We start from the raw sequence: 23,524 nt of genomic DNA on the forward strand, positions 1-23,524 counted from the left end.
GTACAGCAGCGCCTACTGTCTGATCAGCAGCCTGCGTAAGAAGCTGGAGAAGGATCCACGGCATCCCCGGTATCTTCATACCGTATATGGTGTCGGGTATCGGTTTGAGATTGCATAAATAATAATCGTTATAACCATCAAGGGGCGCTGCTTTTTACACAGCGTCCCTTGAGTTCTTTCATAAGAAATTTACTACAGTTTCTATTATGAGAACGGCATGGTCGAACCATGGTAACCATCCACATGAAGCGGGAGGACTGTAGCTCCGGCTTCTATTTTTTTGATCTGCACGTCATGAGATAATCCCAGGACAGCGCAGCCACACGAAACCTTTTCAATGACTGACTGGCCCGATGCCAGGTCAACGATTGCATGGCCGTTCATTGTTCCAATCCGTGTATTTCCATTCAAGCTCAGAATACGGGAGTTGTCCTGCATGGTATGGATCTGGCTATCCCTATATGCATGACGAATAAGTGAAATATCTTTCATCTTATGGACAACTGCATTCTCGCACAAATTAGTGATCATAGCATGGTCATCCAGGCATTGGATTTGAGCGTTTCCCTGAACATTCTTAATGAAAGAGTTTCCTGTGATGACCTCTGTCTGAGCGTGATCCTCTATGGTATCTATGACAGAATCAAAACAGTAGATTTCTGCATCTCCACATACGGTTTCCACCTCACAGTGATATAAGATATGTTTACCGCTGCTGATCAGCTTGATCGTCTCATTTGCCCGCAGGTATTTCTTCTGCCAATCTTTCAGTGCGGCGATTAACCGTTGCTGGATAGGTTTGTTTTTCCATAAAGGTCTGTCCAGCCAGGAATCGGGGGTGAACATAGAAAAGTTCATTTCCTCCTGCTTCGGGCTGATCCACCATTTCCAACAATATGGATGCAATCTAAAAATAATGGGATAGGTGCCGTCCTTAATATATCCGGCATCGGCTGAAGATGCCAGAATATCCTGTACCCCTTTATCCCCTCTTGCTGTTGCGTAACCTTCATTTTCAAATAATACAATACTAAATTCTAAATCCATTCTTTTCTCCTTTTTTGTGGGTGTTCCTCCGGAAATTTAATTCAATCCTCCTCTCCTGCTTTCAGGCATAAAAAAAGAGAATGATGCCGGATGCTCATTCTCAAACTTCGTACAGAGATCTCTGCAAAATAAAAAGCCAGAAGGTACTGCCCTGGTGGCAGAATATCCCTCTGACTGATTACAAACCTAAACAGCATATCCTTTTCCGGATAAACACAATTAATGATTACAGAATAAGTATATTACTATATCTGGTATATGTCAAATTATATTGCAACAAAATATAGGAATATTCCTGCTTTTTCAATAAAAGTTGCTATCTGCATATCCCATACGTATGAAATAAGTAACAGAGCCATATGAAGCGTTAAGGAAAGATATAGTATTGAACAAACAGAAAATCATCCACTCTGCGAAAATGCAGCCCTATTATTCTTATGAAAAGTAAAAATACAGGAGGAAATTACTATGGTAAAGAAAAAAGGCGTTTTATGTTATGACCGGGAGTCTGGGAGGTATGACATCTATTTTGGAAACGGGAGCTATTACGGTGGCCTGCATTGTGGGGACTGCTTTGATGTGGAGATGGATGGAGACTGGGTGCCAGTCCGGATTGAAATGGATGACGACTGGTATCTTGTGGGAGTTCCGAAGATCCGGCTGGACGGCCTGACGGTCCGGGCAGATTGGTACGAGTAATCTTGTCAGGAGGGCGAACATGAAAAAGGAATGGGTGAAACCTGAGATCAAGTTTATCACGGATCCGGATATTATCCTGGGATGCCTCTATGAAGTGTATGGACAGGAACAGAAGTCTGTATTGGCTGGGAAGAATATCCGGCATACGATGATCTTCCCTTTTCTCCGGATGCTGGCAAATAACACACAGGGAGATATCAGGGATCTGGAGGCTCTGCATCAGCGGCTCTGGAAGATATATGAAAAAGAACCGGAAAAGCAGGTGTTTGTACAGCAGGGAGAGAAAATCCTGGAAGCTGTCAGGAAAGGAGAAGATGGTGGATGATTTCCTATGAAAAAGCAAAAATGGGGAAGCAGCTGATGAAACAATTCATTGCGGAAGGGGAACTGGAAAAAGCAGCGTTAATCGGGTTGATGTACCAGATGCCGATTCGGATAGGGGATGCGATAAAGCTGCGGAAAAGTGACCTTTCCGGGAGGAATGTTTTAAAGATCTCTGCCAAATATGGAAAACCTTATACGAACCGGCATGGCAATCCTTATCGTATCACCAGACAGCTGAGGAGTCTTCTAAATTCTATCAACAGGGACTCTGATTTCATCTTCACACGGAAGAAGGAGTATTATATACATTTATTCCACATATATTGGGGGTATTATCATCTAAATGACTTCCGGTGTGAATATTTGAGGAACGAAGAACTGCTTGAATGTCAGAGACGGAAGAAACAGTCCAAACCAGCCCAGCGCTTCACCGTTGAGGTAAAGGACGGGAAGCTGATTTTCAAAAGGGTGAGCGGCACCTAAGCTGCCCCCCTGAAATCATCCAGATCGGACAGCGGAAAAAATCTGCTGTCCTTTTTGCGTTTTTATGCTGTGAAACGTATGGAATATATATAGGAAGCGTGTCAGAACCGTGCCATTTTCTGAACACAACATAATAGCAATTATGTTGTGTTGGAGCTGAGCGAGGCAGGGGTAATCCCATCTGAACGCAACATAATTACGTACACATCACTGAAAAGTGAACGCAACATAATCGCAGAGGGGAATGAGAAGCATGGCATTACTGGATGATTATAGAATTTATCTGAAGGAACAGGGGAAAGCGAAAAATACCATTCAGACTTATAGCAGGCACGTTGATGAATACTGTCGGTGGTACAGGGACACGTTTGGGGAGGAACTGACGCTGCTTTACCATACCAACATTCTGGATTTCCGGTCATACCTTCAGAATGTCAAGAGGCTGAAATTTAAAAGCATTGATACGAAACTATCTTCGCTTTCCAGCTTTAATGAATTTCTGATCAAGTCTGGCATTCAGGAAGATCTGGTAATTATGCGGGAGGACCGGCTGAAATTCCAGCAGGAGATTGCAAGCCCGGCGGATATAGAAAAAGAGGAGGTGGATGCGTTTCTGCAGAAGGTTTTGGTAAATACCGGGAAGCGGAATTATGCCATTGCAACAGTCCTGGCCTACGCAGGTCTGCGGGTCAGTGAGTGCATCAATATCAGTCTTAGGGACATGGATTTGCAGGCAAGAGAGCTTCTGGTAATTGGGAAAGGGAATAAGCAAAGGATCGTGTTCATCAATGACAAGATCATTCATGCAGTCCGGGAGTATCTGAAAGAAAGGAACTCCCAGTCTGAGTATATGTTTATCAGCAGGAACGGTGGGAAACTCCACCGCAGCAGTGTGAACCGGTTTTTTAATCAGTGTTCAGATAAGATCACACCGCACTCGCTCCGGCATTACTTCTGTTCCCGGGCCCTGGAGATGGGCTATACGATGGCAGAGGTCTCAAACCAGGCGGGCCATGCCAGCGAGCGGACTACGGCTATTTATACGAATGCCAGCCGGCAGAAGATGAAGGAGAAGGCGAATCTGCTTTAACTAGATACGAATGATGTGAAATCCCCCGCAGTCAAGCCGGAACACACGATAAAAATAAACTTAGAAAAGGAGATGTATGCAAAATGAGTATTTGTGACAAGGCACGTCAGGGAAAGCGACTGATGAATCAGCTGATAACGGAAGGAAATCTGGAACTGGCAGCTTTAGTCGGCTTAATGTATCAGACCCCAATCTGTATAGCTGATCTGACAAGAATGAAAAAGAGTAATCTTAAAGGGAACGCTGTCTGGACTGTTGCAAAAAAGACAGGAAAACCCTACGTTGACATTTGTGGACACGCATATCGAGTCACAAAAGAATTAAGAAATTTGCTTCTTTCTATTAATTGTGACACTGATATGATTTTTACAAAATCTGCGGCTATTTATAGGAAGGAACTCAAAAAATATGGTCTTCCATTTCCCTTGCATGAATTTCGGCATGAGTTTATTTTCTATGAATATATCAGGCATCGAAGTAAGAGGCGACACAAAAGCCGGCTGACAATGATAGATGTGTATTTGCATGAAAAGTAGACTGGCGGTGTACAACTGATGATAAAAATGTCCTTGTATAAAATGACAAAAAGTTGATTATAATAAAAATGTGAGGTATAATAATGATAAAATTCATGAAGGATGTGGAATGTATGGAAATGATAAGACGAAATCTATATCTGAATCGGATCCGACCTTTTATAGACCAGGATTTGATTAAGGTGTTGATTGGACTTAGAAGAAGCGGAAAGACCATCCTGCTCTCACAGATACGAGACATCCTCCTGGAGCGCGGAGTCGCGGAAGAGAATATTATTGAAATCAATTTTGAATCCAGACGGTTTAAAAAGCTGGAGGATGCGGATACCTTTTATCAGTATGTAACTAATCGTGTAGAAAAGGCAAATGGAAAAGTATACTTATTTCTGGATGAAATCCAGCATGTAACAGAGTGGCACTCAGTCATCCCTTCCTTCCGGATTGATTTTGACTGCGATATCTATGTGACAGGCTCCAACAGCAAATTGCTGTCCGGTGAACTGGCAACAAATATGGCAGGCCGATATGTTTCTTTTCATGTGTATCCTTTTGTGTTGTCCGAGATACAGGAATTTTATGAGGTCAATGGACTCCCATACACCAGGGAACAGCTTTTTACGGATTACCTGAAATATGGCGGTCTGCCGATGCGCCTGGTGCTGCCGGATGAACATTCCGTCCGCACATATCTGGAGGATGTCTATGATTCTGTCGTGATGAAAGATATTCTCTCCAGATATGCCATTCGCAATGAGAGTCTTTTGCGAAAGCTGCTGGAATTTCTGCTGGACAATATCGGAAATCCGTTCTCTGCACGCTCGATCAGCCGTTCCCTGATATCAGCCGGCCAATCAACCACAGTGGACACGGTGCTGAATTATATTGATAAGCTGCAGGCAGGTATGATCCTTTCAAAAGCGGAAAGATATGATATAAAAGGGAAAAACATCCTGGCTTCAACAGAAAAGTATTATGCTGGTGACATCGGGCTTCGTAATGTGAGCAAAGCCAGTGAGCAGATCGACACAAGTAAACTGTTGGAGAATGTGGTATATCTGGAAATGTTGAGCCGGGGATATGAGGTGAAGGTAGGAAAACTGGATACTCAGGAAGTTGACTTCGTATGTTACAAAGGACAGAAGAAACTCTATATCCAGGTGGCCTATGTACTGTCAGAGGACTGCATTGCAAGAGAATTTGGCAATCTGGAGAAGATCGATGACAATTATCCGAAATATGTGATCAGCAGTGACATCGTAGATCTAAGCAGGAATGGTATTGTCCATAATAATATCATTGACTTTCTGCTGGATGAGAAGGATATATAAATCAGCGAAAAAGGAGCCGTCCGTGAGGGCGGCTCCGAGCCGTTTGTATGCGCCATTTGAGGACTACACCATGGCAGAGGTGGCAAATCAGGCCGGTCATGCAAGCGAGCAGACTACAGCTGTTTATACGAATATGACCTGGGAGATTATTATACCTTGGATATAAGGTTTCCTATTTGGAAACTTTTCGCAGAAAAGTTAAATGTGTGTCTATTGTCTGTTGAACATAGATTATAAGCAAAACGAGCTTGTCGCACAGTGTCAGGAGTATGCAAAGGAATCAGGTGCAACGATCACGCTGACATCCGATGTAAAAGAGGGAACAAAAGATGCCGACGTTATCTACACAGATGTATGGGTATCCATGGGAGAGCCGGACGAAGTATGGGAGAAGAGGATTAAAGAGCTCTCTCCATATAAAGTGACAAAAGAAGTGATGGCAAACGCAAAAGACAGCGCGATCTTCCTGCACTGTCTTCCCGCATTCCACGATCTGAAGACAAAGATCGGAAAAGAAATGGGTGAGCGTTTTAATATAGAAGATATGGAAGTGACGGACGAAGTGTTCGAGTCCGAACAGTCTAAAGTGTTTGACGAGGCAGAGAACCGTATGCATACGATCAAGGCTGTGATGATGGCTACGCTGGGAATTGAAGAATAAGAACAGATACCGCAGGTAAACATATTTTTGAAGCGGCGTCTTCGGACAAGTGCCGGACAGAGTTAGAAGTATTAATTCTGTCCGGCATTTTTACGTGCTTTTTACATGGATGTAATACAACCGGGAAAAGATATCTGTTAGAATTACACTTGAATATGTCTGTCGGACGAATATGACGCCATGTTGCGGCTAAAATTATTAGAATGGAGAAATAGAAGATGAACATATTTGATATTCTCGGCCCTGTTATGGTTGGCCCGTCCAGTTCCCATACGGCGGGAGCGGTCAGAATAGGGTATGTTACAAGGACAATGCTGGGAGAAGAGCCTGTGAATGCCATGATCAGCTTGAGCGGTTCATTTGCAGCGACAGGGAGCGGACACGGAACAGACCGGGCGCTTATCGCAGGGCTTCTTGGTATGAAGCCGGATGATATGCGCATACCGGACAGCTTTGAACTGGCAGAACAGGAGGGGCTGTCTTTTTCTTTTGCAAATATACGGCTCCCAGGGGCACATCCGAATACGGCTGTACTGGAAGTGGAAGGGAAAACAGGACTGTCAATAAAAATACAGGCATCCTCGCTTGGCGGAGGCCGGATTATGATCGATAAACTGGATGATACGGAAGTACACTGTACAGGTTCCTGTCCGACTTTGATTATACACAATCAGGACAGTCCGGGTATGGTATCGGAAGTAACAGGTATTTTGTCGCGGAAGAATGTTAATATTGCGACTCTGCAGCTTTATCGGGATAAGAGGGGCGGACTTGCAGTAATGGTGATAGAGACAGATCAGACGGTTCCTCGGGAAACAGTCTCCATGCTGGAGAAGTTGGAAGGTATTGAGCGTATTATGTATATCCGTGGGGAGGAAGTGTAATGTCGTATTCATCTTTAAATGAGATCACACAGAGGTGTAACAGCGAAGGTATTCCGTTTTGGAAGGCGGTACAGTATTCAGATATGGAGGAACGGGAAGTAACAGAGCAGGCGTCCTTTCAGATGATGCAGAAGATGTGGAATGCTATGAAAGCAGCGGGAGATTCTTACGATAAGGATCAGAAATCGCGCAGCGGTCTTGTAGGGGGCATGGGCGGTCAGATGAGGAGTTATATGGAAAAAGGCGATACGCTGAGCGGGGATTTTATGTCCGAAGTGATTGCACAGGCATTGGAGATGGGCGAGTCGAATGCCTGTATGCACCGGATTGTCGCAGCGCCGACTGCCGGAGCCTGCGGTGTGCTTCCGGCAGTGCTCCTTCCGATATACAGCCGAAAAACAGCATCGGATACTGAGATCACGGAGGCAATGTATACAGCCGCAGGGATAGGGCAGGTTATTGCGTCCCGGGCTTTTATTGCAGGTGCGGCAGGCGGTTGTCAGGCTGAAATCGGCTCGGCATCGGCAATGGCTGCGGGGGCGCTGGTATCCCTCAGGGGAGGAACGGCAGAGCAGATCGCACATGCGGCTGCTATGGCGCTCAAAAATCTTCTCGGGCTTGTCTGTGATCCGGTGGCGGGACTGGTTGAAGTGCCCTGCGTTAAGCGGAATGTGATAGGTGCGGTTAATGCCGTTTCAAGCGCAGATATGGCTCTTGCCGGAATTGTAAGTAGAATCCCGCCGGATCAGGTCATCGATGCGATGAAAGAAGTAGGGGAGAGTATGCATATTTCTTTAAAAGAGACAGGGGAAGGCGGAGTGGCCAATACTCCGGAGGCAAGAAAAATAAAATTTAACCTGAACTTACAATGACTTAACGTTCCGTTGGTGATTATTTTACATCATTTTCCTATAATGTATCTCGGTAATTCAAAAGAAAAGAAGTTGAAAAAGGGAGAACAGGAATGAAAAGAAGAATAATAAGTGCGTTGCTGCTTGTCTGTATTACTGTGGCAATCGCTTCAGGATGCGGTTCTGATGAACCGGTTGAAACAGTTGATCTGAACAGTATGACTCTGGAAGAGATTGAAGCACAGGCAAAAGAAGAGGGAGAACTTGCATCTGCGGCGATGCCTGATACATGGGCCAACTGGGGTGAAACATGGCAGGAGTACACAGATACGTACGGGATTGAGCATGTGGATACTGATATGTCTTCTGCGGAAGAAATTTCGCTGTTTGAGACAGAGGGGACAGATGCTACGAAGGATATTGGTGATGTAGGACAGGCATTCGGACCGGTAGCGGAAGAGCAGGGAGTTACACTTCCGTATAAGACAAGCTACTGGGATTCGATTCCGGACTGGGCGAAAGACGATGACGGAGACTGGATCATAGGATATTACGGCACAATGTCTGTTATTGTTAACAACAAGATCGTAAAAGACACACCTACATCTTTTGAAGATATCTTAAACGGTGATTATATAGTTGCAGTCGGAGACGTGCAGGCTGCCACTCAGGCTCAGTATGCAGTCCTTGCTGCAGCAATTGCTTACGGCGGAGATGAAAGCAACATTCAGCCGGGACTTGATTACTTCAGACAGATTGCTGAGCAGGGAAGACTTGACCTCGGCGAGTTTACTCAGGCACGTATCGAGAAAGGAGAAGTCGGAGTAGCTTTCTTATGGGATTTCAACGCTCTTGGTTACAGAGAGCAGTTTGTAGAGAATAATCCGGATGCAGACTTTACAGTTTTTATCCCGTCTGAGGCATCTATCCAGACCGGATATGCTACAATTATCAACAAATATTCAAAGCATCCGTGTGCTGCGGCTCTTGCGAGAGAATACATTTTAAGTGATGAGGGACAGATCAATCTTGCAAAAGGTTATGCAACACCGATACGTGAGGATGTGGAGCTTCCGGACGATGTGGCTTCAAAACTCCTGGACGACAGCCAGTATGCAAACGCGAGAATGGTAGAAGATCAGGATGCATGGGACGAGACCGCGCAGACGATCGGAACATTGTGGCAGGAAGAGGTTGTAGCTTACGCACAATAAAATGTATTGACGGATGACCGGACTGCTGCATAAAGTGCAGCGGTCCGTTTTATGTAAAAGGTGAGGTTAATATGAAAACACAAAAGAAAACATACATATTTGCGCTGGTGCCGTTTTTGCTGCTATGTCTTCTGTTTGAGATCATACCGGTCATTTTTACGGTCATCAGAAGTTTCTTCCCGGAGGGAGGAGACATGGGATTTACACTTGATAACTATATTAATATATTTACCGGAAAACTGTATCAGCAGGCCATAGTCAACAGTCTGCTCATCTCGATTCTTTCTTCGGTTATCGGGCTGCTCGTGGCATTTATCGGTGCAAAAGCAGTCCATGAGGAAAAAGGTAAACTGAAGCAGGTATTCATGAGTATTCTGAATATGGTATCAAATTTTTCGGGCGTACCGCTGGCGTTTGCATATATCATTATGTTTGGAAACATCGGTGTCATGACGATGATCGGCGCGAATTACGGAATTGAATTTCTGGCGGAGTTCCCCCTGTATTCTGTATGGGGACTTCTGCTGATATATGTATATTTCCAAATCCCCCTGTCCACACTCCTGCTGATCCCGGCATTTGATTCGATCAGAAAAGAGTGGAAAGAAGCGGTTGCCCTTCTGGGCGGCAGCCGGATGACATTCTGGAGGAAAGTCGGCATCCCAGTACTGATGCCGAGTATACTGGGAACATTTTCTGTATTGTTTGCCAACGCACTGGCAGCTTATGCGTCTGCCTATGCACTGCTGATGAACAATGTATCACTGCTTCCGATCCGTCTGTCGGAACAGTTCGTCGGCGATATCATACAGAGACCGGAGTTCGGAAGTGCGATTGCAGTCATCATGATGGTCTTCATGGTGATCGCCATTGGCGTACAGAATAAGATGACTCCAAAGAAAGGGGGGAGACGCTGATGAATACAGAAAAAAAGAAACGCAATGCAGGATCAAAGATTGCGATTATTGTAATTATAGTGTATCTGCTTCTCCCACTGGTAATGACGCTGATTTACTCCCTTTTTCAGGAGTGGATCGACGTGATGCCGACAGGTTTTACTCTGGGAGCTTATACAGAGCTGTTTACTGATCCTCTGTTCTGGAAAGCAGTCGGGCGTACGGTTATTATTTCTATTGTTCCGATCGTGCTGTGTACAGTGTTTGTACTGCTGGCGATGTATGTGGTAGTTGTCTACCATCCGGAATGGGATAAAATGATTCAGATTCTGTGTACGATTCCGTATGCAATCCAGGGCGTCATCCTTCCAATCTGCGTTCTGTCGCTTTACAGCAGTGCGCCGGAACCTTTCGGAGACAGAATGTTCATGCTTGTTGCGACTTATATGGTTGTAATCCTTCCCTATGTATATCAGGGAATCAGAAATAATCTGAACGGTGTCGGGGCGCCAAGGCTTATCGAGGCGGCGCAGATGCTGGGAGCGAGCAAGTTTTACGCATTCTTCCGCGTCGTTATTCCGAATATTATGAGCGGTGTCACAATTTCAGCCATGCTGGCGATGGCAATTGTATTTGGTGATTTCGTTATCATTAATACACTGGCGGGCGGACAGTTTATGACAGCACAGATGTATTTATATGATGTAATGAAAAAATCCGGGCAGAGGACCTGCGCCGTGATCGTTATACTTTTCCTCGTAACTCTGATCATTTCGGCTTGTGCATTTTTCCTGCAGTCGAAGGGCAAAGACAGAAAGGACAGATAAAGAAAATGGCTTATATTGAATTTAAAAATATCGATAAATTTTATGGTGATAATCATGTGTTAAAGGGAATCAATCTGGAAATCCAGAAAGGTGATTTTGTTACACTTCTGGGCCCTTCCGGATGTGGAAAGAGTACGCTGCTCCGCTGTCTCGCAGGACTTGAGCAGATCTCAGGGGGACAGATACTGCTGGACGGTGAGGATATTACAAACAAAGATCCAAAGGACCGTAATATCGGAATGGTGTTCCAGCAGTACAGCCTTTTCCCGAATATGACGGTAGAAGAGAATCTTTCTTTCGGATTAAAACTTCAGAAACTTCCGTCAGATGAGATTGGAAGACGTGTAAGAGATGCCATTGATATGGTAGAGTTAAAAGGAAAAGAAAAAGAGTACCCGGGAAATCTTTCCGGAGGACAGCAACAGAGGGTCGCTCTTGCGAGAGGAATTGTGATGCAGCCGAAAGTGCTGCTTCTGGATGAACCTCTGAGTGCTATTGATGCGAAACTGAGAAAATCTCTTCAGACGAGCATTCGGAGAATACACAAAGATCTTGGTCTGACGTCTGTGTTCGTAACCCATGATCAGGATGAGGCAATGGTAATGTCTGATGTGATACACCTGTTCCATGACGGCGTTATTGAACAGTCGGGCAGTCCTGTAGAAGTTTATACAAAACCGGAGACGACTTTTGCGGCAGGATTCATCGGAAATTATAATATTCTGGATGCGAATGCCATGGAAGCAATTACAGGAAAGAAATGGAACAGCGGACAGTTTGCAATCCGTCCTGAGACTTTCCTGCTGTCCAAGGATACGATCACGACGGAAGATTACCGTATGAACGGAACGATCATTGACTATGTGCCAAGAGGAAATGTGCTCCGCTACCATATTGATATCAATGGCGTGGAAGTGTATGCAGACGTGCTGTTCCGGAGTATGTCTATGTTTAATGTGGGTGAGAAGATCAATGTAGGAGTGGCCGATCATAACTGTGTGCGGCTTTAAGACCGGGCGGCAAGGAGGAAAAAAGTGGATAAAATTACAATACGCGGATTTTCGGAAAAAGGAAACTGGTACAAGGGGAATCTTCACAGCCATACGGTGAATTCTGATGGAATGCTTACCCCTGAACAGTCTGTAAAGCTTTTTAAAGAGCATGGATACAACTTTCTGTGCTTTTCCGAACATGATAAGTATACGGATTACAGAGCGGAATTTGACTGTGATGACTTCATTATCCTGCCGGGGCTTGAGGCGTCCGCAATCCTTTATTATGATGAGGTTTCCGGGAGAAGAAAAAAAGTACATCACATTCATGGCATTCTCGGCACAGAGGAGATGCAGAGAAATGCGGTCCTTCCATTGTATCAGCACAATGAGATCCATCCGGTGCATAAATATTACGGACAATGGGACGGGGCTGCGGCTGCCCAGAAACTGGCGGATGAAATGATACAGCACGGTATGGTAGCTACATACAATCATCCGATATGGTCGAGAGTGAGAGAAGAGGAATTTATAAATACAGAAGGAATCTGGGCACTTGAGATTTATAACTATAATACAGTTAATGAAAGTAATACCGGATATGATGAAACATATTTCGATGTGATGTTAAGAGAAGGAAAGAAAATTTTTGCTTTTGCATCGGACGACAATCATAATGAAGGAAATTTCGATGACGCATGCGGAGGCTACATCGTGGTCAAAGCAGAGAGGCTGACGCATGAAGATATTGTACAGAATATGCTGGCAGGAAATTATTATTCATCATCGGGACCGGAGATCCGTGACTGGGGAATCAGAGACAATGTGGCCTACGTTGACTGCAGTCCGGTCTACAGGATTGACTTTGTTGCTGGAAATGATATAAATGACGGTATTTCCAGAGTGTGCGGATCTTATGACGATACGATTGAGCACGGAGAATACGAACTGAAGGGTCATGAGACTTATGTTCGGGTAAAATGTACGGACAAGAACGGAAAAACTGCATGGAGTAACCCGATCTGGCTTGCAAAATGATAAATTTTTTACTTGTTTCTTTGGAAAAGGTATAATAAAATAGCATCACAGAAGAGGTGTTTATATGAGAGAAGACATGAAAGCAGTGATTGCAGATACCTTTTCCCAGATGCTGGATAAGGAAGACATAGATAAAATTACGGTGACAAAGCTGATCGCGGAATGCCATATCTCAAGGCAGACATTTTATTATCACTTTAAAGATATTATGGATGTGCTGGAGTGGACGTTCCGACGTGCCACGCAGGAGCTGGTGCAGAAGAGCCTGAATGAAGAAGACCGTTTGGGAGCACTGACCACTTATGTCGCGTTTGTGCGGCAGAACAGGAAAAAATTCGAGCGGTTGCTCTATTCCCGCCGCTGGGTTCAGATCGAGGGGATGCTTGTCGAGGCGGTAACCGTATATCTGGCGCAGATAGCGCGCAGTAAGGTTCCGGAGCTTGACCTGAGCGTGGATGATCTGGAAGTGATGCTGAGGTTTTATGCCTGCGGAATGGTGGGAGTCCTGCTGCAGTATATGGAAAAACCAAACCTGAATGAGGAAAAGCTGGTCATACAGATGGAAAAGATCATCACGGGAAAGATGTTTCCGGGAAAACATGATTGAGAATATTGTAAATGAAGAGGGGCTGTCGCACTAAATAATTAGTGCGGCAGCACTTTTTTGCAGAGAATAAGAGCCAGGTCTGTGCAAGGCCTGGCTCTTGGTGTAAAATTTATTTATGCGAATAAATAAAATCCTACAGAAAGATTATACCTTATCTTCTCTGTACTATCAAATCAAACTTCCGCTGGATGTGGAAATTTTGATTCCGGCGTTACTGTTCAGACGCTAACTTGAATTAGGAAAACCGATGGTTTAGACTATTCTCAGTCAAAGCCATCGGTTTTCTTATCCAAAAATCTGCGAGATCTTTTCAAATAAATTCTGTTCCTCTTTTTGGCGCATCATAACAAGCACGCTCATACATTTGCACAGGGAATCGATGCTTTCCTGACTCCGAAATGACACAGCCTGCTGTTGTTTCCTTTTATAGCTCCGAAGAAGCCGTTCCGCTTCATTGTTCGTAGCGGGAACTCTGTGATCGTGAAGGAATAGTAAGTGGTTCTCCATATATTTTTCCATTCGCCGGTATAGATTATATCCCTCTTTATAATACTCATTCGGAGGCACATCCTTATATTCTTCCTCCGCTTTGTGCAGGATTTCCCTGTAGCGCGTTTCAAATCCTGCTATTTTTTCACTATCCGGCTCATCTTCCGGGGAAAGCCCGTTCCGGTAATGAATCATTTCCTGGATCAGGATCCGCATTTCTCTGTTCCACGTACGGTCCTGCTCGTTCTGGATGCTGTCCTTGAGGTATCTCAGGATATGGGCAAGACATTCCTGATGTCCTGTCTGATATTGATAAAACGTGCTCTCATGGTCATGTACGAGGATCCCCTGGTAATCCTCTGTTACTGTCCCTTTTACCCCTTCGTGCCCTTTCCTGTCACGGGCAAAATACAGCGTTTTCCCGTCCGGAGTCGCACATACAAAAACATACATAGGTTTTCCATTTACTTTTGCATTGGTACAGTCCGTATGCATGACTGGGGAAAGAAGCATTTCTGCAAAAAGTTTTTTCCGTTCCTGCTCTGTTTTTGCAGCAAACTCCTGGCACAGGCTGCTGACCATACCCTTTGAGATATTCAGTTTTCCCTCAGTCAGATCACACAGGAATTTCCTGCTTTTATCGATGGAAGTGCAGCATTCATTATTCAGCAGAAAAAGAAATGCCCGGACACTCCCGCCGTAATTCACATCATTGACCACTCCCGCTGGGAACGGTGCATGTGCCAGTTCTCCGGTCTTGGAATTACGGTATACGTCTGCATGATATTCCCGGACATCAAGCATAAGCCGGATGTTGACCAGCTGCTTTATGATCGTTTTTTTTGTCTTTTTAAAATCAGGATCATCCAGTACTTCCTGTGGAGGCAGAAGGCAGATCGGTGGCACAGTCGGTGTCTGACGTTTTCTGCAGTGCCCTTTATGCCCGGTCTGTCCCCCTGGCTTCCTTCCGCTTTTTTCCCGGTTGTTCGCAATCTTTTTATGACGGATTGTTTTGGAAGATGGAATGGATGAATTCTCATAATCGCGGTTCAGCTGGGCCCTCAATTTCAGGTTCTTTCCCTTTTCTTCCTCCAGAGCGGTTTCTGCGTCATATCTCAGATGGAGCTGTTCCAGATATTTTTCTTTCCACTGATCACGGGAGTCAGTTGTTTCCCGAAGCATCTTCCGCAGTGCCCGGATCTCTGATTCTTTTCTTCTGCTTATTTTCTTTGTTTCTTTTTCCATGTCTTCATAGACCTGGAACCAGTTCTCCCTGTTCCGAACAGACTGTCGGATGGCTTCTTCCAGTTTGGCTTTCAGCTGGCGGATTTCCCGATCTTTCTCTTCCAGCAGTCGCTCGTATTCTTTCCGCAGACGGAGCATTGCCGCGCCGGATTCCAGCAGCCGGATCCGTTCCCGGAGCGCTTTGTTTTCATACTGAAGCTGTGTGGCATACTCAAAACTAACCTTCATAAAAACCCCTGTTCTATCGTTTCTTTTCTATATCTCCCAAAATGGTATTCAGAATCTCTTCCTGTTCCTTACAGATCTTTTCCAGCAGATCACATTCCCGTGCCATTTCTTTTCCCTTTTTCAGAAGTTCACGGTTCTCTTTCTTTAGATCCTGGATCAAGTCCTCCTGTACCTGGATCTGTTTTTCCTGGATCTGCAGCATATCGTCCTGAGCCATGCATCTTTGTTCCAGGGCAGTGCATTCCTCTTTTAATGTACGGATTAATTCTTCATATCGATCCATCTTTTCAAAAATCTCCTGCTACGATTGAATTCATGGTTATATTATAGCGGAATCAGCGTAGAAAAGCGAATTTGCCTATATGTGGATAAAGTCAAAATGACAAGAAAAAAGCTCTTCATCAAAGACAGAAAAGAGCGTGAAAACAGAGAAGAGAGAGAGGCTTTACCTCAATAAAAGGGCATTCAGAACATTTTGGGGGTAAGTTATCCACACAGCAAAAAAGACCAATTGATTTATTAACAAATGGCCTTTTCTAGTAGAAAAAAAGTTTTTTTAATTTCGTCATTTTTACTATAACGGATTAATAGGGTGTGAACAGTAACATTCCGGCAGATGATCCGGTCCGTCTTCTGAGTGCATTTGTGGAGGGAATGGAACTCAGCGATCTTTATCAGACTTATGGAAAGATAAAGAAAAATCAGGCGACACCGAGACAGCTGTTTAAGATCATGGTCTACGCCAGCATGAATCGGATCTATTCCAGCCGGGATATCGAAACTGCATGCCGCAGGGATATCAACTTCATGTACCTTTTGGAAGGGAAACCAGCACCTGACCATGCAACCTTTGCACGTTTTATTTCTCTGCATTTCGCACAATGCTCGAAAAAGACATTGGCCGAGGTGTCGAAACTCTTATATTCCCTTGGGGAGATTTCCGGGAAAAGTATCTTTATTGACGGAACGAAAATAGAATCCGTTGCGAATAAATATACTTTTGTCTGGAAAAAAGCCATTACGAAAAATCAGGCAAAACTATTCGATAAGATTCTTGTCTTTGTGGAAGAGTGTGAAAATCTTTACGGTTTCAGGATCGCTTATAACGGGAAAGTCTCTCTTCACACATTAAAAAGGCTGCGAAAAAAGCTGTGCAGGATCAGGCAGGAGGAAGGGATTGTCTTTGTTCATGGAACCGGACGACGAAAAACACACCTTCAGAAATCGCTGGAAACTCTGGAAACTTACATAGCAAAACTGAAGGAGTACAATAAAAAGCTTTATGTCTGTGGAGACCGTAACAGTTATTCTAAAACAGACCCGGATGCGACTTTTATGCGAATGAAAGAAGATGCCATGCTCAATGGGCAGCTGAAACCGGCTTATAATCTTCAGCATGGAGTGGATTCAGAATACATCACATGGCTGGATATCAGTCCACGGCCTACGGATACGAGGACCTTGATCCCATTCCTGAAAGATATGGAGTTGTATCTTCCGTTTAAATATCAGGAGATTGTGGCAGATGCAGGATATGAAAGCGAAGAGAATTACCTGTTTCTCGAAGAAAACGGTCAGCTGGCCTATATCAAACCCCAGAACTATGAAATTTCCAAAACCCGAAAATACCGTCAGGATATCGGGCGGATGGAAAACATGAAATATGATGAGAAAGCGGACTGTTATTACTGTAAAAATGGACAGGTGTTGACGATGCAGTACGAAAAGAGAGAAAAGACGGCCAGTGGATACCGGAGAACCGTTACCGTATATCGAAGTAACGGATGCAGCGGATGCCCTTTCAAAACAGACTGCATCAAGGGGAACAACTGCAAAACACCAATGGAAGACCGCCAGAAAGTACTGTACGTTTCGAAAAAAATGAAAGAAAAACGTCAGGAGACATTGGAGCGGATTACCAGTGATTATGGTACACAGCTCCGAATGAACCGAAGTATCCAGGCCGAGGGAAGTTTTGCAAACATCAAAGAGGATATGGAACTCAGACGATATTTATATCGAGGGAATGCAAATGTAACCGCCCAGAGTATCCTGCTGGCGATCGGGTATAACATAAACAAACTTCATCATAAGATTCAGGCAGGAAGGACAGGGCGTCATTTATTTCCACTCAAACAAACCGCCTGATTTTGACAGCTCAAAAGTAAATCCTGAAAATGAACCTTTTTTCAGAAAAGGTTTATTAAAGTTCGCCTTTTTATAGAAACGGAATAAAAGAAGTGAATATTTCGGCTTAAAAATAGCAAAAAGATGCTGCCGCATCTATGATTTTCTAATCATTGATGCGACAGCCCCGCCTTTGTTAATGGTATTCTGTTCAGTCTTTGCGCTGGATCACGGGAACCTGTTTTACCTTTTTGCCCTCGGTCAAGTCAGATTTGTTGAATAGCTGTCCATTAAATTCAACGGTTTCATTAGAATCTATATCCTCAGAAATAGGGGTCAATGCCTTTAATAAATCTTCGCCTGTAACACCTAACTGAGCATCATCACTTGCAAATGGAATCCGCAACAAATATTCTCCGTCTACTTCATAAACATATACATAAATACCAGAACCGATGTCTTGCGTATCACCTAAGAATGAAAGGACTTCCTCTCTTGTCATGGTCGGTGTTAATTCTCTTATCTGTTCAGATGTTACCTGTGTTGGTGTTTCAATCGGTTCTTTATTATCTGGCAATCGGTTAAGTATTTCTTCGGTCAATGGACTACTTTCTCCGGCGTCAATCGTTTTTGCGGCTTCCTTTATTTCTTTTCGAGAATAATCGCTTAAATCTTCAACAGGAATACCGAGAGAAGTAAGATAATCAACAGCCGCATTATATTGAATTGTATCAATAGCAAATGCGGTTAATGGTACTATCAAGCACAAACAGGCCGCAATAACTCCCCATTTAATCCAGAAAGGCTTTTTGGCTTTCTTTTTGTAATTGAGGGCTTCGTCAATGTATTTGTTGTCAAGCTCGCTCATAGCGTCGGAAAACTTTTTCGCGTTCATACAAATACCTCTCTTTCAATCAAGTATTGTTTCATCTTTTCGCGGATACGGGTCAGCCGGACGGAGATGTTTTTCTCCGAAAGCCCCATAAACTCGGCTATGTCCTTGTAACTGTCAGCAAACCAATAGCGACGCATGAAGATAACGCGGTTTTCGAGGGTCAGCGTGTCCAAAAATTCCCCAATGATACGGGCTAATTCCCTGGCTTCGATTTCATCTTCTACGGTTTTCTGGTCTGCGATGTAGCCCTCGATTTCCTCTAAGGCAATCTTATAGTGCCCGCTTCGTTTGGCTGCTTCCTTTCTCCAATAGATTTTGAGTGAAATGTTCCGAACGATTTTCACGATGTAACTGAGCAACGGGTTAGGCCGTACCGGGGGAATGGCGTTCCATGCGCCTAAGTAAGCGTCATTGACACATTCCTCCGCGTCCTGTCTGTTGTTCACGATGTTATACGAGAGGTTGTGGCAGACTGCTCCATATTTATTATCCAGTTCCCGTATGCCTTGCTCGGAACGCTCAAAAAACAGGTCTATGATTTTTTCATCATCTATCATCTCACCGCCTCCTTTCCGGCTTCACCTATATACTACGGTTTTAGCGGCGAATACTACATCAAATCCAAAACTTTTTCAAAAAAATTATACCATACTTCGTGTGAGATTGCTCGCGGCGGCTTTCGCCGCTTCACTGGCGGCTCTCCGGCGTTCCTCACTGTATGGGGCGGTCAGACGGAAAGAGAAGCGGCCTTTCTCAATATCAAACTCCATGCAGCCCGTTTCCGGGTCTGCGTCGGTCTGCTGGCAGATCGCCGGATAACGGCGGCTGTATGCAAGCAGACGCTTTTTCAAGGCGGTGTTGTGGGTGCGGATATGGATAAGGGGGTCTTTCTCGTCAAACCAAATATCGGTGGTCTTTTCCTGCTTGGTAAGCCCTGTTCTCATGCAAGCTCCTTTCTGCGCCCCTGTTACTGAGTAGGGGCATTTTTCGGGTGTTTTCTCCGGCTCTTGACTTGGAGAAAACAGCGTTTTTGACGATAAAAACCGCCCGGATGGGGAATGTATCGTCGGGGCGGCTGTTATCGCAAGATTTCCGATTTTTCCGGCTCTTGACCGTCAGACACGGATAAATGCGAACTGTCGGCAAGTACCAGTTTGAGCAGCTTGTCGCGGAATGTTTCTGTGCTGCTGTGATTGAAAAATAACTCCGCAACAATGGTCTGCCCGTTCCTCTGCGTCGTGATGATACTGTCGGGGGTCTGTTCTGCCATAGGCGGCTCCTTTCTCCGGGCGCGAAAAAGAGGATTTCCCGTAGTTGGAAAATCCCCTCTCGGCTGTCGGTTATTCTGTTTTACTGTGCGGGCTGTGCGGCGGCGGTCTGCGCCTTTCTCCTTGCCCGGTATTCCCGCGCCTTGATACGCTCATACTCCCGCTGCTTTTCAAGGTTTCGCGCCCGGTACTCCCTTGAATACTGCCGGTGGTAGGCGCGGCTCTTTTCCTTTTTGGCTTCTTCGATTTCCTCCCGCATTTGCCGGATTTCCTGCTCGGTCGGCTCTGCAAGCTGCGTTACTTCGTTCTCAAACCTGCCGATATAGTTGAAATATATGCTGATGTGTTGGATTGCGTATCTCGCCCTTTTCTGGTCGCGCTCATGCACTTCAATCCGGTTGATAAACTCGTTGAGAATGGCGGGGGTGAGGTCTGTAAAGGCGGCATGGCGTTCCGTCAGCTTCAAAATCTTCTGCGCCCGCCCTCCCGCGTTCTCATAAGCGGATAGCTGCTCTTGGAGTGTGGCAAGCTCCGTTTTCAGTGTGTAGTATTCTTCCGAATATTTCTGCGACATTTGCTCATAGCGGTCTTGCGGGATAGTGCCGAGGGCGTTGTCCTCATAGAGCTTATTCAGCACCTTGTCAATCTGTTCAAGGCGTGTCGTGATTTGCGGGATACGTTTCTGCTGCTTCTTGGTCTGGTCGGTCTGCTGCATGGCAAGGTTCTTTTTGCGTATCCTCGAACAGAAGGACAGCAGGACGTTCCAGAAAATCTCGCTGCCGCCAAGGGGACTCTTCCTTCTCCTGGTAACGGAGCCGGTATCCGAGCTGGCATTGACTGTATTTGCAGCGTTGGAGCTGGACCTGGATACAGGGATGAATAGAAATTCCCCCGTTATCCATATAGGCCAGATAACCTGGCTTGGACCGATTGACCTGCTCAAAAGGGATATTGTCATGGTTCTGAACTGGCAGCATGGCGTTTTCCTTCTGAAATGCTATTTGAGAAAAACCAAATGTATCACAGAAATAGAAACGGCTTTCTCCCGGTGAGTGCTGTATTTCCAGAATGTCAGAGACTGACATGGAATGTCCGGTGAAACCGATCTTTTCCAAATAGCGGGCATCCGCTTCATCTTTGCGGTTGAATATCCGGTAGATTTCTTCCAGCGTGGCGACTTCCGTTTCTCCGCAGAATACGGATTCATAAATTTCTGCAGGCGGTGATGGATACCCGGCTTTTTGAAAATAGGAAAGGGGCATAAATATCAGCCGGTCCTGATCCAATTCCGGGATGATCTGATAGATCGTTATTTTCATAAGGTATCGTCCTCCTTTGCAAAAGAAGGACCTCCCTGGTTGGAAGATCCTTCGTAATCATTATGGTTATTCGTTACACAATTCTTTTTCATAGTTCAGGAGCTGCTCCCAGGTCAGCCATTCCGGTTTCCCGTCAGCAGGAAGCTCCTTCCACAATTCTTTCATACGGTCAATATGATGCTGGGGATCACTTTCGGATAAGATGGTAACGCTCCGGTTCCCGTAGCCGAGAAAATATTCGCAGTCACGCTGCATCCGGCTTAACATCATATACTGGAACTCATACGGGGATCTTCGGAACGGTTCTGGCTCAAAGGTATATTCCTGCTGGATGTGGGATACTGGTTCCCCATCCAGGTCGTTCCTCGTAGTAGAATATAAGTCCGGGGTTTCGGATTTCCCCAGGTTAAGGTCTTTCCAGAACCGTCCGTACTGATCTTCATAAGTTGGACAGTCAAAATCATCGATGCCGATGAATTTCAGAGCCAAGACCGTCGATTTTTTCTCTTTCATAATTTTTGTCACTCCTTCTCAAAAATATGGGCTGCCTGCAACTTAAACCAGAAATCACATTTTTCATCTTCCGGGAAGCGACCTCTTTTATCCGGAATTATGACTCGTAGAACCTCTTGGCCGTACATCTGATAAGTGTCCAGACGAATCGGGACATGGGGAAGTAAATCCTCCACCAGATCTCCGGATTGAAACTGTTTCCCATCTGCCACTTTTTTCATCAGTTCTTTTAAAAGGTAATGGATTAAAGCAGGAGGCAGCTTCAGAATCACCTGGAACTCTGGATGCTGATACCGGTTCATTCCTTCGGTATGCACATTATTAAGAGGAAATTCTTTTTCTGTTATGTCACAAATAATCTTATATCGTTCTTTTTTGTTCCATTTCCAAAGACCACTCATGCTGTTTCGTCCTCCATTTCCAGGCTCCATTTCAGCTTTTCTCGTACATCCATAAGGATAAGCCCTAACTGGTTTTCTCCGTGGCCGTTGACCTTGCCCCAGAAGTAATCGCCCCAGGTATTGCCTTCTATGAGAAGACTGTTTCCTGTGGCAAGCAGGGCATCCCGCAGCTTTGGGTTCTGCATGAATTTACACATACAGATTTCATACATCAGGGAAATCTTTACCTTATCCCAGTCCGGGCGCAGCGTGAGGTTCTTTCCACGCTTTTTGGCTTCTGCCGGATTGTGCAGGCGGAAAATAGAGAATTGCTGCTGCTCTTTTGCACAGCAGGTCTTCTGCGCCTGGAAAGCTGCTTCATTATTGGCGTAGGTCTGCCCCATGTAGGTAACAGGAGCCGGATAAAAATTACTGAGAAATGCATATTTTCCTGTAAAAGAGGAGATGACATTCCTGTGAGTTTGTTTATGGATAGTTTCTTTTGGTTGATCATTGGATTTCATGCACATTCCTTTCCGCACAAAAAAAGGAACCGCCTATCCTATAGGTAGTTCCCTTCTTAAACAAAGTGCTTAAATCTTCAGTTTGTCTGTAATTCTTTTTGTTCCTGTTCTTCGTAGAACCGGTCTGCGATATAGCCCGCTGACTCCGCCCAAAGCGTATTCTCGGTATTCTGCAGAGCCTGATACGTCTTAGAATGGTAAAAGGCTCCGGCGGCATCTTGGAAAGAAAGATGGCTCCGTTCCTTGATGATGTCGATCACATCCCGGATCTGGATACACAGGTTCATCGTGATATCTTTGTTATTGAAAAAATATTTTCCTTCCATAGTTTACGAAACCTCCCTTCGGGATTCCAGCGTCAGGTGCTCCAGGGCAAGGGGCGTATGGAAAGACACCTGGTTGTTGACTTTATTATAGCGAAGCCTTTCCACTGCTTCCTCGGCTTTTAAAATACCTGACAGGTATAACTGCACAGTCTCCATTGTATTGTCGTCTGCAACAGGCCCTACGACCACATCATAAGCGTGCTGGATGCCGCCTTTCGTGCGGTTTTCTTTGATAAACTCCAGCCACTCCCGATCCAGAGCAGCAAAGTGCTTGATCTTCAGGTCCTCTGTCTGGTGGAACAGGTAACGGTAAACATATCTGCCGCCTTTGTGGGAGCGCAGATAAAGACGTTTGGCCCATTCCTCCGCCTGGCTTTCCAAGACGGTACAGTAAAATCCCCGGCCAAAGTCACGGCGATTATGGGATTTTCCCAGGTCAATCTCATCAAATGCGATGTTGGAACCGTGGTAAAGTACCAGTTCCAGAGCATTTTCTTTGATGATTTCCTCCACATATTGAAAAGTCTCTTCCATATCCAACTGATGAAGCATTTCGTGCTGTATCAGGATTTTTTCAAAAACCTGATGCTTACAGAAGAGATCAAAGACGTCCCCTTCAGACAGATGATGCTTTTGTGCGTAATACTCGACTGCTTGTACAGATAAGATTTCCACATCGGATTGAATACTCATACTTATCATTGCCTCCATTTGCCCCTATTATACCAGAAAT

General features: G+C 44.9%; 28 protein-coding genes and 3 pseudogenes. 17 read left to right on the forward strand and 14 right to left on the reverse strand.

What is annotated here, in order from left to right; genetic code table 11:
- Nucleotides 1–31 precede the first annotated feature (31 nt).
- Nucleotides 32–118 (forward strand): winged helix-turn-helix domain-containing protein, encoded by an 87-nt coding sequence (locus tag B5F07_RS23230; protein ID WP_275533130.1) that lies wholly within the window; start codon nt 32–34, stop codon nt 116–118.
- A gap of 86 nt (nt 119–204) precedes the next feature.
- On the opposite strand, the gene B5F07_RS20035 is transcribed toward B5F07_RS23230, so the two are convergent.
- Nucleotides 205–1,047: a hypothetical protein gene (locus B5F07_RS20035; RefSeq protein WP_087162981.1), complete on the reverse strand. Its 843-nt coding sequence runs from the start codon at nt 1,045–1,047 to the stop codon at nt 205–207.
- 468 nt (nt 1,048–1,515) lie between these two features.
- Here B5F07_RS20035 and B5F07_RS20040 point away from each other — a divergent pair, with 468 nt between their 5' ends.
- From B5F07_RS20040 to B5F07_RS20110, 15 genes and pseudogenes are all read left to right on the forward strand, one after another.
- A complete protein-coding gene (locus B5F07_RS20040) occupies nt 1,516–1,746 on the forward strand; it encodes a DUF5348 domain-containing protein (RefSeq protein WP_087162982.1) in 231 nt (76 codons plus the stop codon).
- 19 nt (nt 1,747–1,765) lie between these two features.
- A complete protein-coding gene (locus tag B5F07_RS20045) occupies nt 1,766–2,071 on the forward strand; it encodes a hypothetical protein (RefSeq protein WP_087162983.1) in 306 nt (101 codons plus the stop codon).
- Nucleotides 2,068–2,553: a hypothetical protein gene (locus B5F07_RS20050; RefSeq protein WP_087162984.1), complete on the forward strand. Its 486-nt coding sequence runs from the start codon at nt 2,068–2,070 to the stop codon at nt 2,551–2,553. Before B5F07_RS20045 ends, B5F07_RS20050 begins: the two co-directional genes overlap by 4 nt.
- A gap of 253 nt (nt 2,554–2,806) precedes the next feature.
- The gene (locus tag B5F07_RS20055) at nt 2,807–3,643 is read left to right on the forward strand and encodes a tyrosine-type recombinase/integrase (RefSeq protein ID WP_087162985.1); all 837 of its coding nucleotides are present in this window, start codon (nt 2,807–2,809) and stop codon (nt 3,641–3,643) included.
- A gap of 83 nt (nt 3,644–3,726) precedes the next feature.
- Nucleotides 3,727–4,179, forward strand: coding sequence for a hypothetical protein (locus tag B5F07_RS20060; protein WP_087162986.1), 453 nt, complete (start codon nt 3,727–3,729; stop codon nt 4,177–4,179).
- Nucleotides 4,180–4,361: 182 nt separating this feature from the next.
- Nucleotides 4,362–5,507 (forward strand): ATP-binding protein, encoded by a 1,146-nt coding sequence (locus B5F07_RS20065; protein ID WP_242972610.1) that lies wholly within the window; start codon nt 4,362–4,364, stop codon nt 5,505–5,507.
- A 241-nt stretch (nt 5,508–5,748) separates the two neighbouring features.
- Nucleotides 5,749–6,168, forward strand: a pseudogene (locus tag B5F07_RS20070) (ornithine carbamoyltransferase); the annotation flags it as partial.
- Between the two features lie 218 nt (nt 6,169–6,386).
- Nucleotides 6,387–7,052 (forward strand): L-serine ammonia-lyase, iron-sulfur-dependent subunit beta, encoded by a 666-nt coding sequence (gene sdaAB / locus B5F07_RS20075; RefSeq protein ID WP_008394686.1) that lies wholly within the window; start codon nt 6,387–6,389, stop codon nt 7,050–7,052.
- Nucleotides 7,052–7,924 carry an L-serine ammonia-lyase, iron-sulfur-dependent, subunit alpha gene (gene sdaAA, locus B5F07_RS20080; protein WP_021966152.1) on the forward strand — a complete coding sequence of 291 codons (873 nt, stop codon included), beginning with the start codon at nt 7,052–7,054 and terminating at the stop codon, nt 7,922–7,924. Before sdaAB ends, sdaAA begins: the two co-directional genes overlap by 1 nt.
- A 92-nt stretch (nt 7,925–8,016) precedes the next feature.
- Entirely contained in the window at nt 8,017–9,117 is a 1,101-nt protein-coding gene (locus tag B5F07_RS20085) for an ABC transporter substrate-binding protein (RefSeq protein ID WP_087162988.1), read from the forward strand.
- 71 nt (nt 9,118–9,188) lie between these two features.
- Nucleotides 9,189–10,034, forward strand: coding sequence for an ABC transporter permease (locus B5F07_RS20090; protein WP_008394690.1), 846 nt, complete (start codon nt 9,189–9,191; stop codon nt 10,032–10,034).
- Complete coding sequence (locus tag B5F07_RS20095; RefSeq protein ID WP_087162989.1) at nt 10,034–10,840, forward strand: ABC transporter permease; 807 nt, start codon at nt 10,034–10,036, stop codon at nt 10,838–10,840. The genes B5F07_RS20090 and B5F07_RS20095 overlap by 1 nt, the downstream gene beginning before the upstream one ends.
- Nucleotides 10,841–10,845: 5 nt before the next feature.
- Nucleotides 10,846–11,850, forward strand: coding sequence for an ABC transporter ATP-binding protein (locus tag B5F07_RS20100; protein WP_015572993.1), 1,005 nt, complete (start codon nt 10,846–10,848; stop codon nt 11,848–11,850).
- A gap of 24 nt (nt 11,851–11,874) precedes the next feature.
- The gene (locus tag B5F07_RS20105; RefSeq protein WP_008394697.1) at nt 11,875–12,870 is read left to right on the forward strand and encodes a PHP domain-containing protein; all 996 of its coding nucleotides are present in this window, start codon (nt 11,875–11,877) and stop codon (nt 12,868–12,870) included.
- Between the two features lie 64 nt (nt 12,871–12,934).
- Nucleotides 12,935–13,477, forward strand: a complete 543-nt coding sequence (locus B5F07_RS20110) for a TetR/AcrR family transcriptional regulator C-terminal domain-containing protein (protein WP_008394698.1) — start codon at nt 12,935–12,937, stop codon at nt 13,475–13,477.
- A 285-nt stretch (nt 13,478–13,762) separates the two neighbouring features.
- Here B5F07_RS20110 and B5F07_RS20115 read toward each other — a convergent pair whose 3' ends face one another.
- Together B5F07_RS20115 and B5F07_RS20120 are read right to left on the reverse strand one after the other, a co-directional pair.
- Nucleotides 13,763–15,439, reverse strand: coding sequence for an IS66 family transposase (locus tag B5F07_RS20115; protein WP_087162990.1), 1,677 nt, complete (start codon nt 15,437–15,439; stop codon nt 13,763–13,765).
- 13 nt (nt 15,440–15,452) lie between these two features.
- Nucleotides 15,453–15,722 carry a hypothetical protein gene (locus B5F07_RS20120; protein ID WP_087162991.1) on the reverse strand — a complete coding sequence of 90 codons (270 nt, stop codon included), beginning with the start codon at nt 15,720–15,722 and terminating at the stop codon, nt 15,453–15,455.
- A gap of 323 nt (nt 15,723–16,045) precedes the next feature.
- Between B5F07_RS20120 and B5F07_RS20125 the strand changes: the two are divergent.
- Nucleotides 16,046–17,587: pseudogene (locus B5F07_RS20125) on the forward strand (IS1182 family transposase); the annotation flags it as partial.
- A gap of 190 nt (nt 17,588–17,777) precedes the next feature.
- On the opposite strand, the gene B5F07_RS22470 reads toward B5F07_RS20125, so the two are convergent.
- From B5F07_RS22470 to B5F07_RS20180, 11 genes and pseudogenes are all read right to left on the reverse strand, one after another.
- The gene (locus tag B5F07_RS22470) at nt 17,778–18,461 is read right to left on the reverse strand and encodes a hypothetical protein (protein ID WP_122644319.1); all 684 of its coding nucleotides are present in this window, start codon (nt 18,459–18,461) and stop codon (nt 17,778–17,780) included.
- Nucleotides 18,458–19,018 (reverse strand): RNA polymerase sigma factor, encoded by a 561-nt coding sequence (locus B5F07_RS20135; RefSeq protein ID WP_054353169.1) that lies wholly within the window; start codon nt 19,016–19,018, stop codon nt 18,458–18,460. Before B5F07_RS20135 ends, B5F07_RS22470 begins: the two co-directional genes overlap by 4 nt.
- 84 nt (nt 19,019–19,102) lie before the next feature.
- A complete protein-coding gene (locus B5F07_RS20140; RefSeq protein WP_087162992.1) occupies nt 19,103–19,405 on the reverse strand; it encodes a hypothetical protein in 303 nt (100 codons plus the stop codon).
- Between the two features lie 134 nt (nt 19,406–19,539).
- Nucleotides 19,540–19,731 (reverse strand): transposon-encoded TnpW family protein, encoded by a 192-nt coding sequence (locus B5F07_RS20145; protein ID WP_054353167.1) that lies wholly within the window; start codon nt 19,729–19,731, stop codon nt 19,540–19,542.
- Between the two features lie 80 nt (nt 19,732–19,811).
- Nucleotides 19,812–20,459 (reverse strand): annotated as a pseudogene (locus B5F07_RS20150) (DUF4368 domain-containing protein); the annotation flags it as partial.
- On the reverse strand, nt 20,380–21,048 hold the full coding sequence (locus B5F07_RS20155) for a YodL domain-containing protein (protein WP_087162993.1): 669 nt from the start codon (nt 21,046–21,048) through the stop codon (nt 20,380–20,382). The pseudogene B5F07_RS20150 and the gene B5F07_RS20155, both read right to left, overlap by 80 nt.
- A gap of 66 nt (nt 21,049–21,114) precedes the next feature.
- Nucleotides 21,115–21,561, reverse strand: a complete 447-nt coding sequence (locus B5F07_RS20160; protein ID WP_054353206.1) for an LPD11 domain-containing protein — start codon at nt 21,559–21,561, stop codon at nt 21,115–21,117.
- 8 nt (nt 21,562–21,569) lie between these two features.
- Nucleotides 21,570–21,962: a DUF4262 domain-containing protein gene (locus B5F07_RS20165; protein ID WP_158229571.1), complete on the reverse strand. Its 393-nt coding sequence runs from the start codon at nt 21,960–21,962 to the stop codon at nt 21,570–21,572.
- Nucleotides 21,959–22,465, reverse strand: a complete 507-nt coding sequence (locus tag B5F07_RS20170; RefSeq protein ID WP_087163006.1) for an NADAR family protein — start codon at nt 22,463–22,465, stop codon at nt 21,959–21,961. The genes B5F07_RS20165 and B5F07_RS20170 overlap by 4 nt, the downstream gene beginning before the upstream one ends.
- Before the next feature lie 77 nt (nt 22,466–22,542).
- The gene (locus B5F07_RS20175; protein WP_054353166.1) at nt 22,543–22,791 is read right to left on the reverse strand and encodes a hypothetical protein; all 249 of its coding nucleotides are present in this window, start codon (nt 22,789–22,791) and stop codon (nt 22,543–22,545) included.
- A 3-nt stretch (nt 22,792–22,794) separates the two neighbouring features.
- Nucleotides 22,795–23,484 carry a DUF3990 domain-containing protein gene (locus B5F07_RS20180; RefSeq protein WP_204248873.1) on the reverse strand — a complete coding sequence of 230 codons (690 nt, stop codon included), beginning with the start codon at nt 23,482–23,484 and terminating at the stop codon, nt 22,795–22,797.
- Nucleotides 23,485–23,524: the final 40 nt, after the last annotated feature.

The sequence above is a fragment of the Lachnoclostridium sp. An169 genome (assembly GCF_002160525.1).
GTDB lineage: Bacteria > Bacillota > Clostridia > Lachnospirales > Lachnospiraceae > Mediterraneibacter > Mediterraneibacter cottocaccae.

Coding starts and splice junctions, on each gene's coding strand:
- B5F07_RS20035 (WP_087162981.1), bottom strand. CDS start 1,047: ATGGATTTAGAATTTAGTATTGTATTATTTGAAAATGAAGGTTACGCA.
- B5F07_RS20040 (WP_087162982.1), top strand. CDS start 1,516: ATGGTAAAGAAAAAAGGCGTTTTATGTTATGACCGGGAGTCTGGGAGG.
- B5F07_RS20045 (WP_087162983.1), top strand. CDS start 1,766: ATGAAAAAGGAATGGGTGAAACCTGAGATCAAGTTTATCACGGATCCG.
- B5F07_RS20050 (WP_087162984.1), top strand. CDS start 2,068: ATGATTTCCTATGAAAAAGCAAAAATGGGGAAGCAGCTGATGAAACAA.
- B5F07_RS20055 (WP_087162985.1), top strand. CDS start 2,807: ATGGCATTACTGGATGATTATAGAATTTATCTGAAGGAACAGGGGAAA.
- B5F07_RS20060 (WP_087162986.1), top strand. CDS start 3,727: ATGAGTATTTGTGACAAGGCACGTCAGGGAAAGCGACTGATGAATCAG.
- sdaAB (WP_008394686.1), top strand. CDS start 6,387: ATGAACATATTTGATATTCTCGGCCCTGTTATGGTTGGCCCGTCCAGT.
- sdaAA (WP_021966152.1), top strand. CDS start 7,052: ATGTCGTATTCATCTTTAAATGAGATCACACAGAGGTGTAACAGCGAA.
- B5F07_RS20085 (WP_087162988.1), top strand. CDS start 8,017: ATGAAAAGAAGAATAATAAGTGCGTTGCTGCTTGTCTGTATTACTGTG.
- B5F07_RS20090 (WP_008394690.1), top strand. CDS start 9,189: ATGAAAACACAAAAGAAAACATACATATTTGCGCTGGTGCCGTTTTTG.
- B5F07_RS20095 (WP_087162989.1), top strand. CDS start 10,034: ATGAATACAGAAAAAAAGAAACGCAATGCAGGATCAAAGATTGCGATT.
- B5F07_RS20100 (WP_015572993.1), top strand. CDS start 10,846: ATGGCTTATATTGAATTTAAAAATATCGATAAATTTTATGGTGATAAT.
- B5F07_RS20110 (WP_008394698.1), top strand. CDS start 12,935: ATGAGAGAAGACATGAAAGCAGTGATTGCAGATACCTTTTCCCAGATG.
- B5F07_RS20115 (WP_087162990.1), bottom strand. CDS start 15,439: ATGAAGGTTAGTTTTGAGTATGCCACACAGCTTCAGTATGAAAACAAA.
- B5F07_RS20120 (WP_087162991.1), bottom strand. CDS start 15,722: ATGGATCGATATGAAGAATTAATCCGTACATTAAAAGAGGAATGCACT.
- B5F07_RS22470 (WP_122644319.1), bottom strand. CDS start 18,461: ATGAACGCGAAAAAGTTTTCCGACGCTATGAGCGAGCTTGACAACAAA.
- B5F07_RS20135 (WP_054353169.1), bottom strand. CDS start 19,018: ATGATAGATGATGAAAAAATCATAGACCTGTTTTTTGAGCGTTCCGAG.
- B5F07_RS20140 (WP_087162992.1), bottom strand. CDS start 19,405: ATGAGAACAGGGCTTACCAAGCAGGAAAAGACCACCGATATTTGGTTT.
- B5F07_RS20145 (WP_054353167.1), bottom strand. CDS start 19,731: ATGGCAGAACAGACCCCCGACAGTATCATCACGACGCAGAGGAACGGG.
- B5F07_RS20155 (WP_087162993.1), bottom strand. CDS start 21,048: ATGAAAATAACGATCTATCAGATCATCCCGGAATTGGATCAGGACCGG.
- B5F07_RS20160 (WP_054353206.1), bottom strand. CDS start 21,561: ATGAAAGAGAAAAAATCGACGGTCTTGGCTCTGAAATTCATCGGCATC.
- B5F07_RS20165 (WP_158229571.1), bottom strand. CDS start 21,962: ATGAGTGGTCTTTGGAAATGGAACAAAAAAGAACGATATAAGATTATT.
- B5F07_RS20170 (WP_087163006.1), bottom strand. CDS start 22,465: ATGAAATCCAATGATCAACCAAAAGAAACTATCCATAAACAAACTCAC.
- B5F07_RS20175 (WP_054353166.1), bottom strand. CDS start 22,791: ATGGAAGGAAAATATTTTTTCAATAACAAAGATATCACGATGAACCTG.
- B5F07_RS20180 (WP_204248873.1), bottom strand. CDS start 23,484: ATGAGTATTCAATCCGATGTGGAAATCTTATCTGTACAAGCAGTCGAG.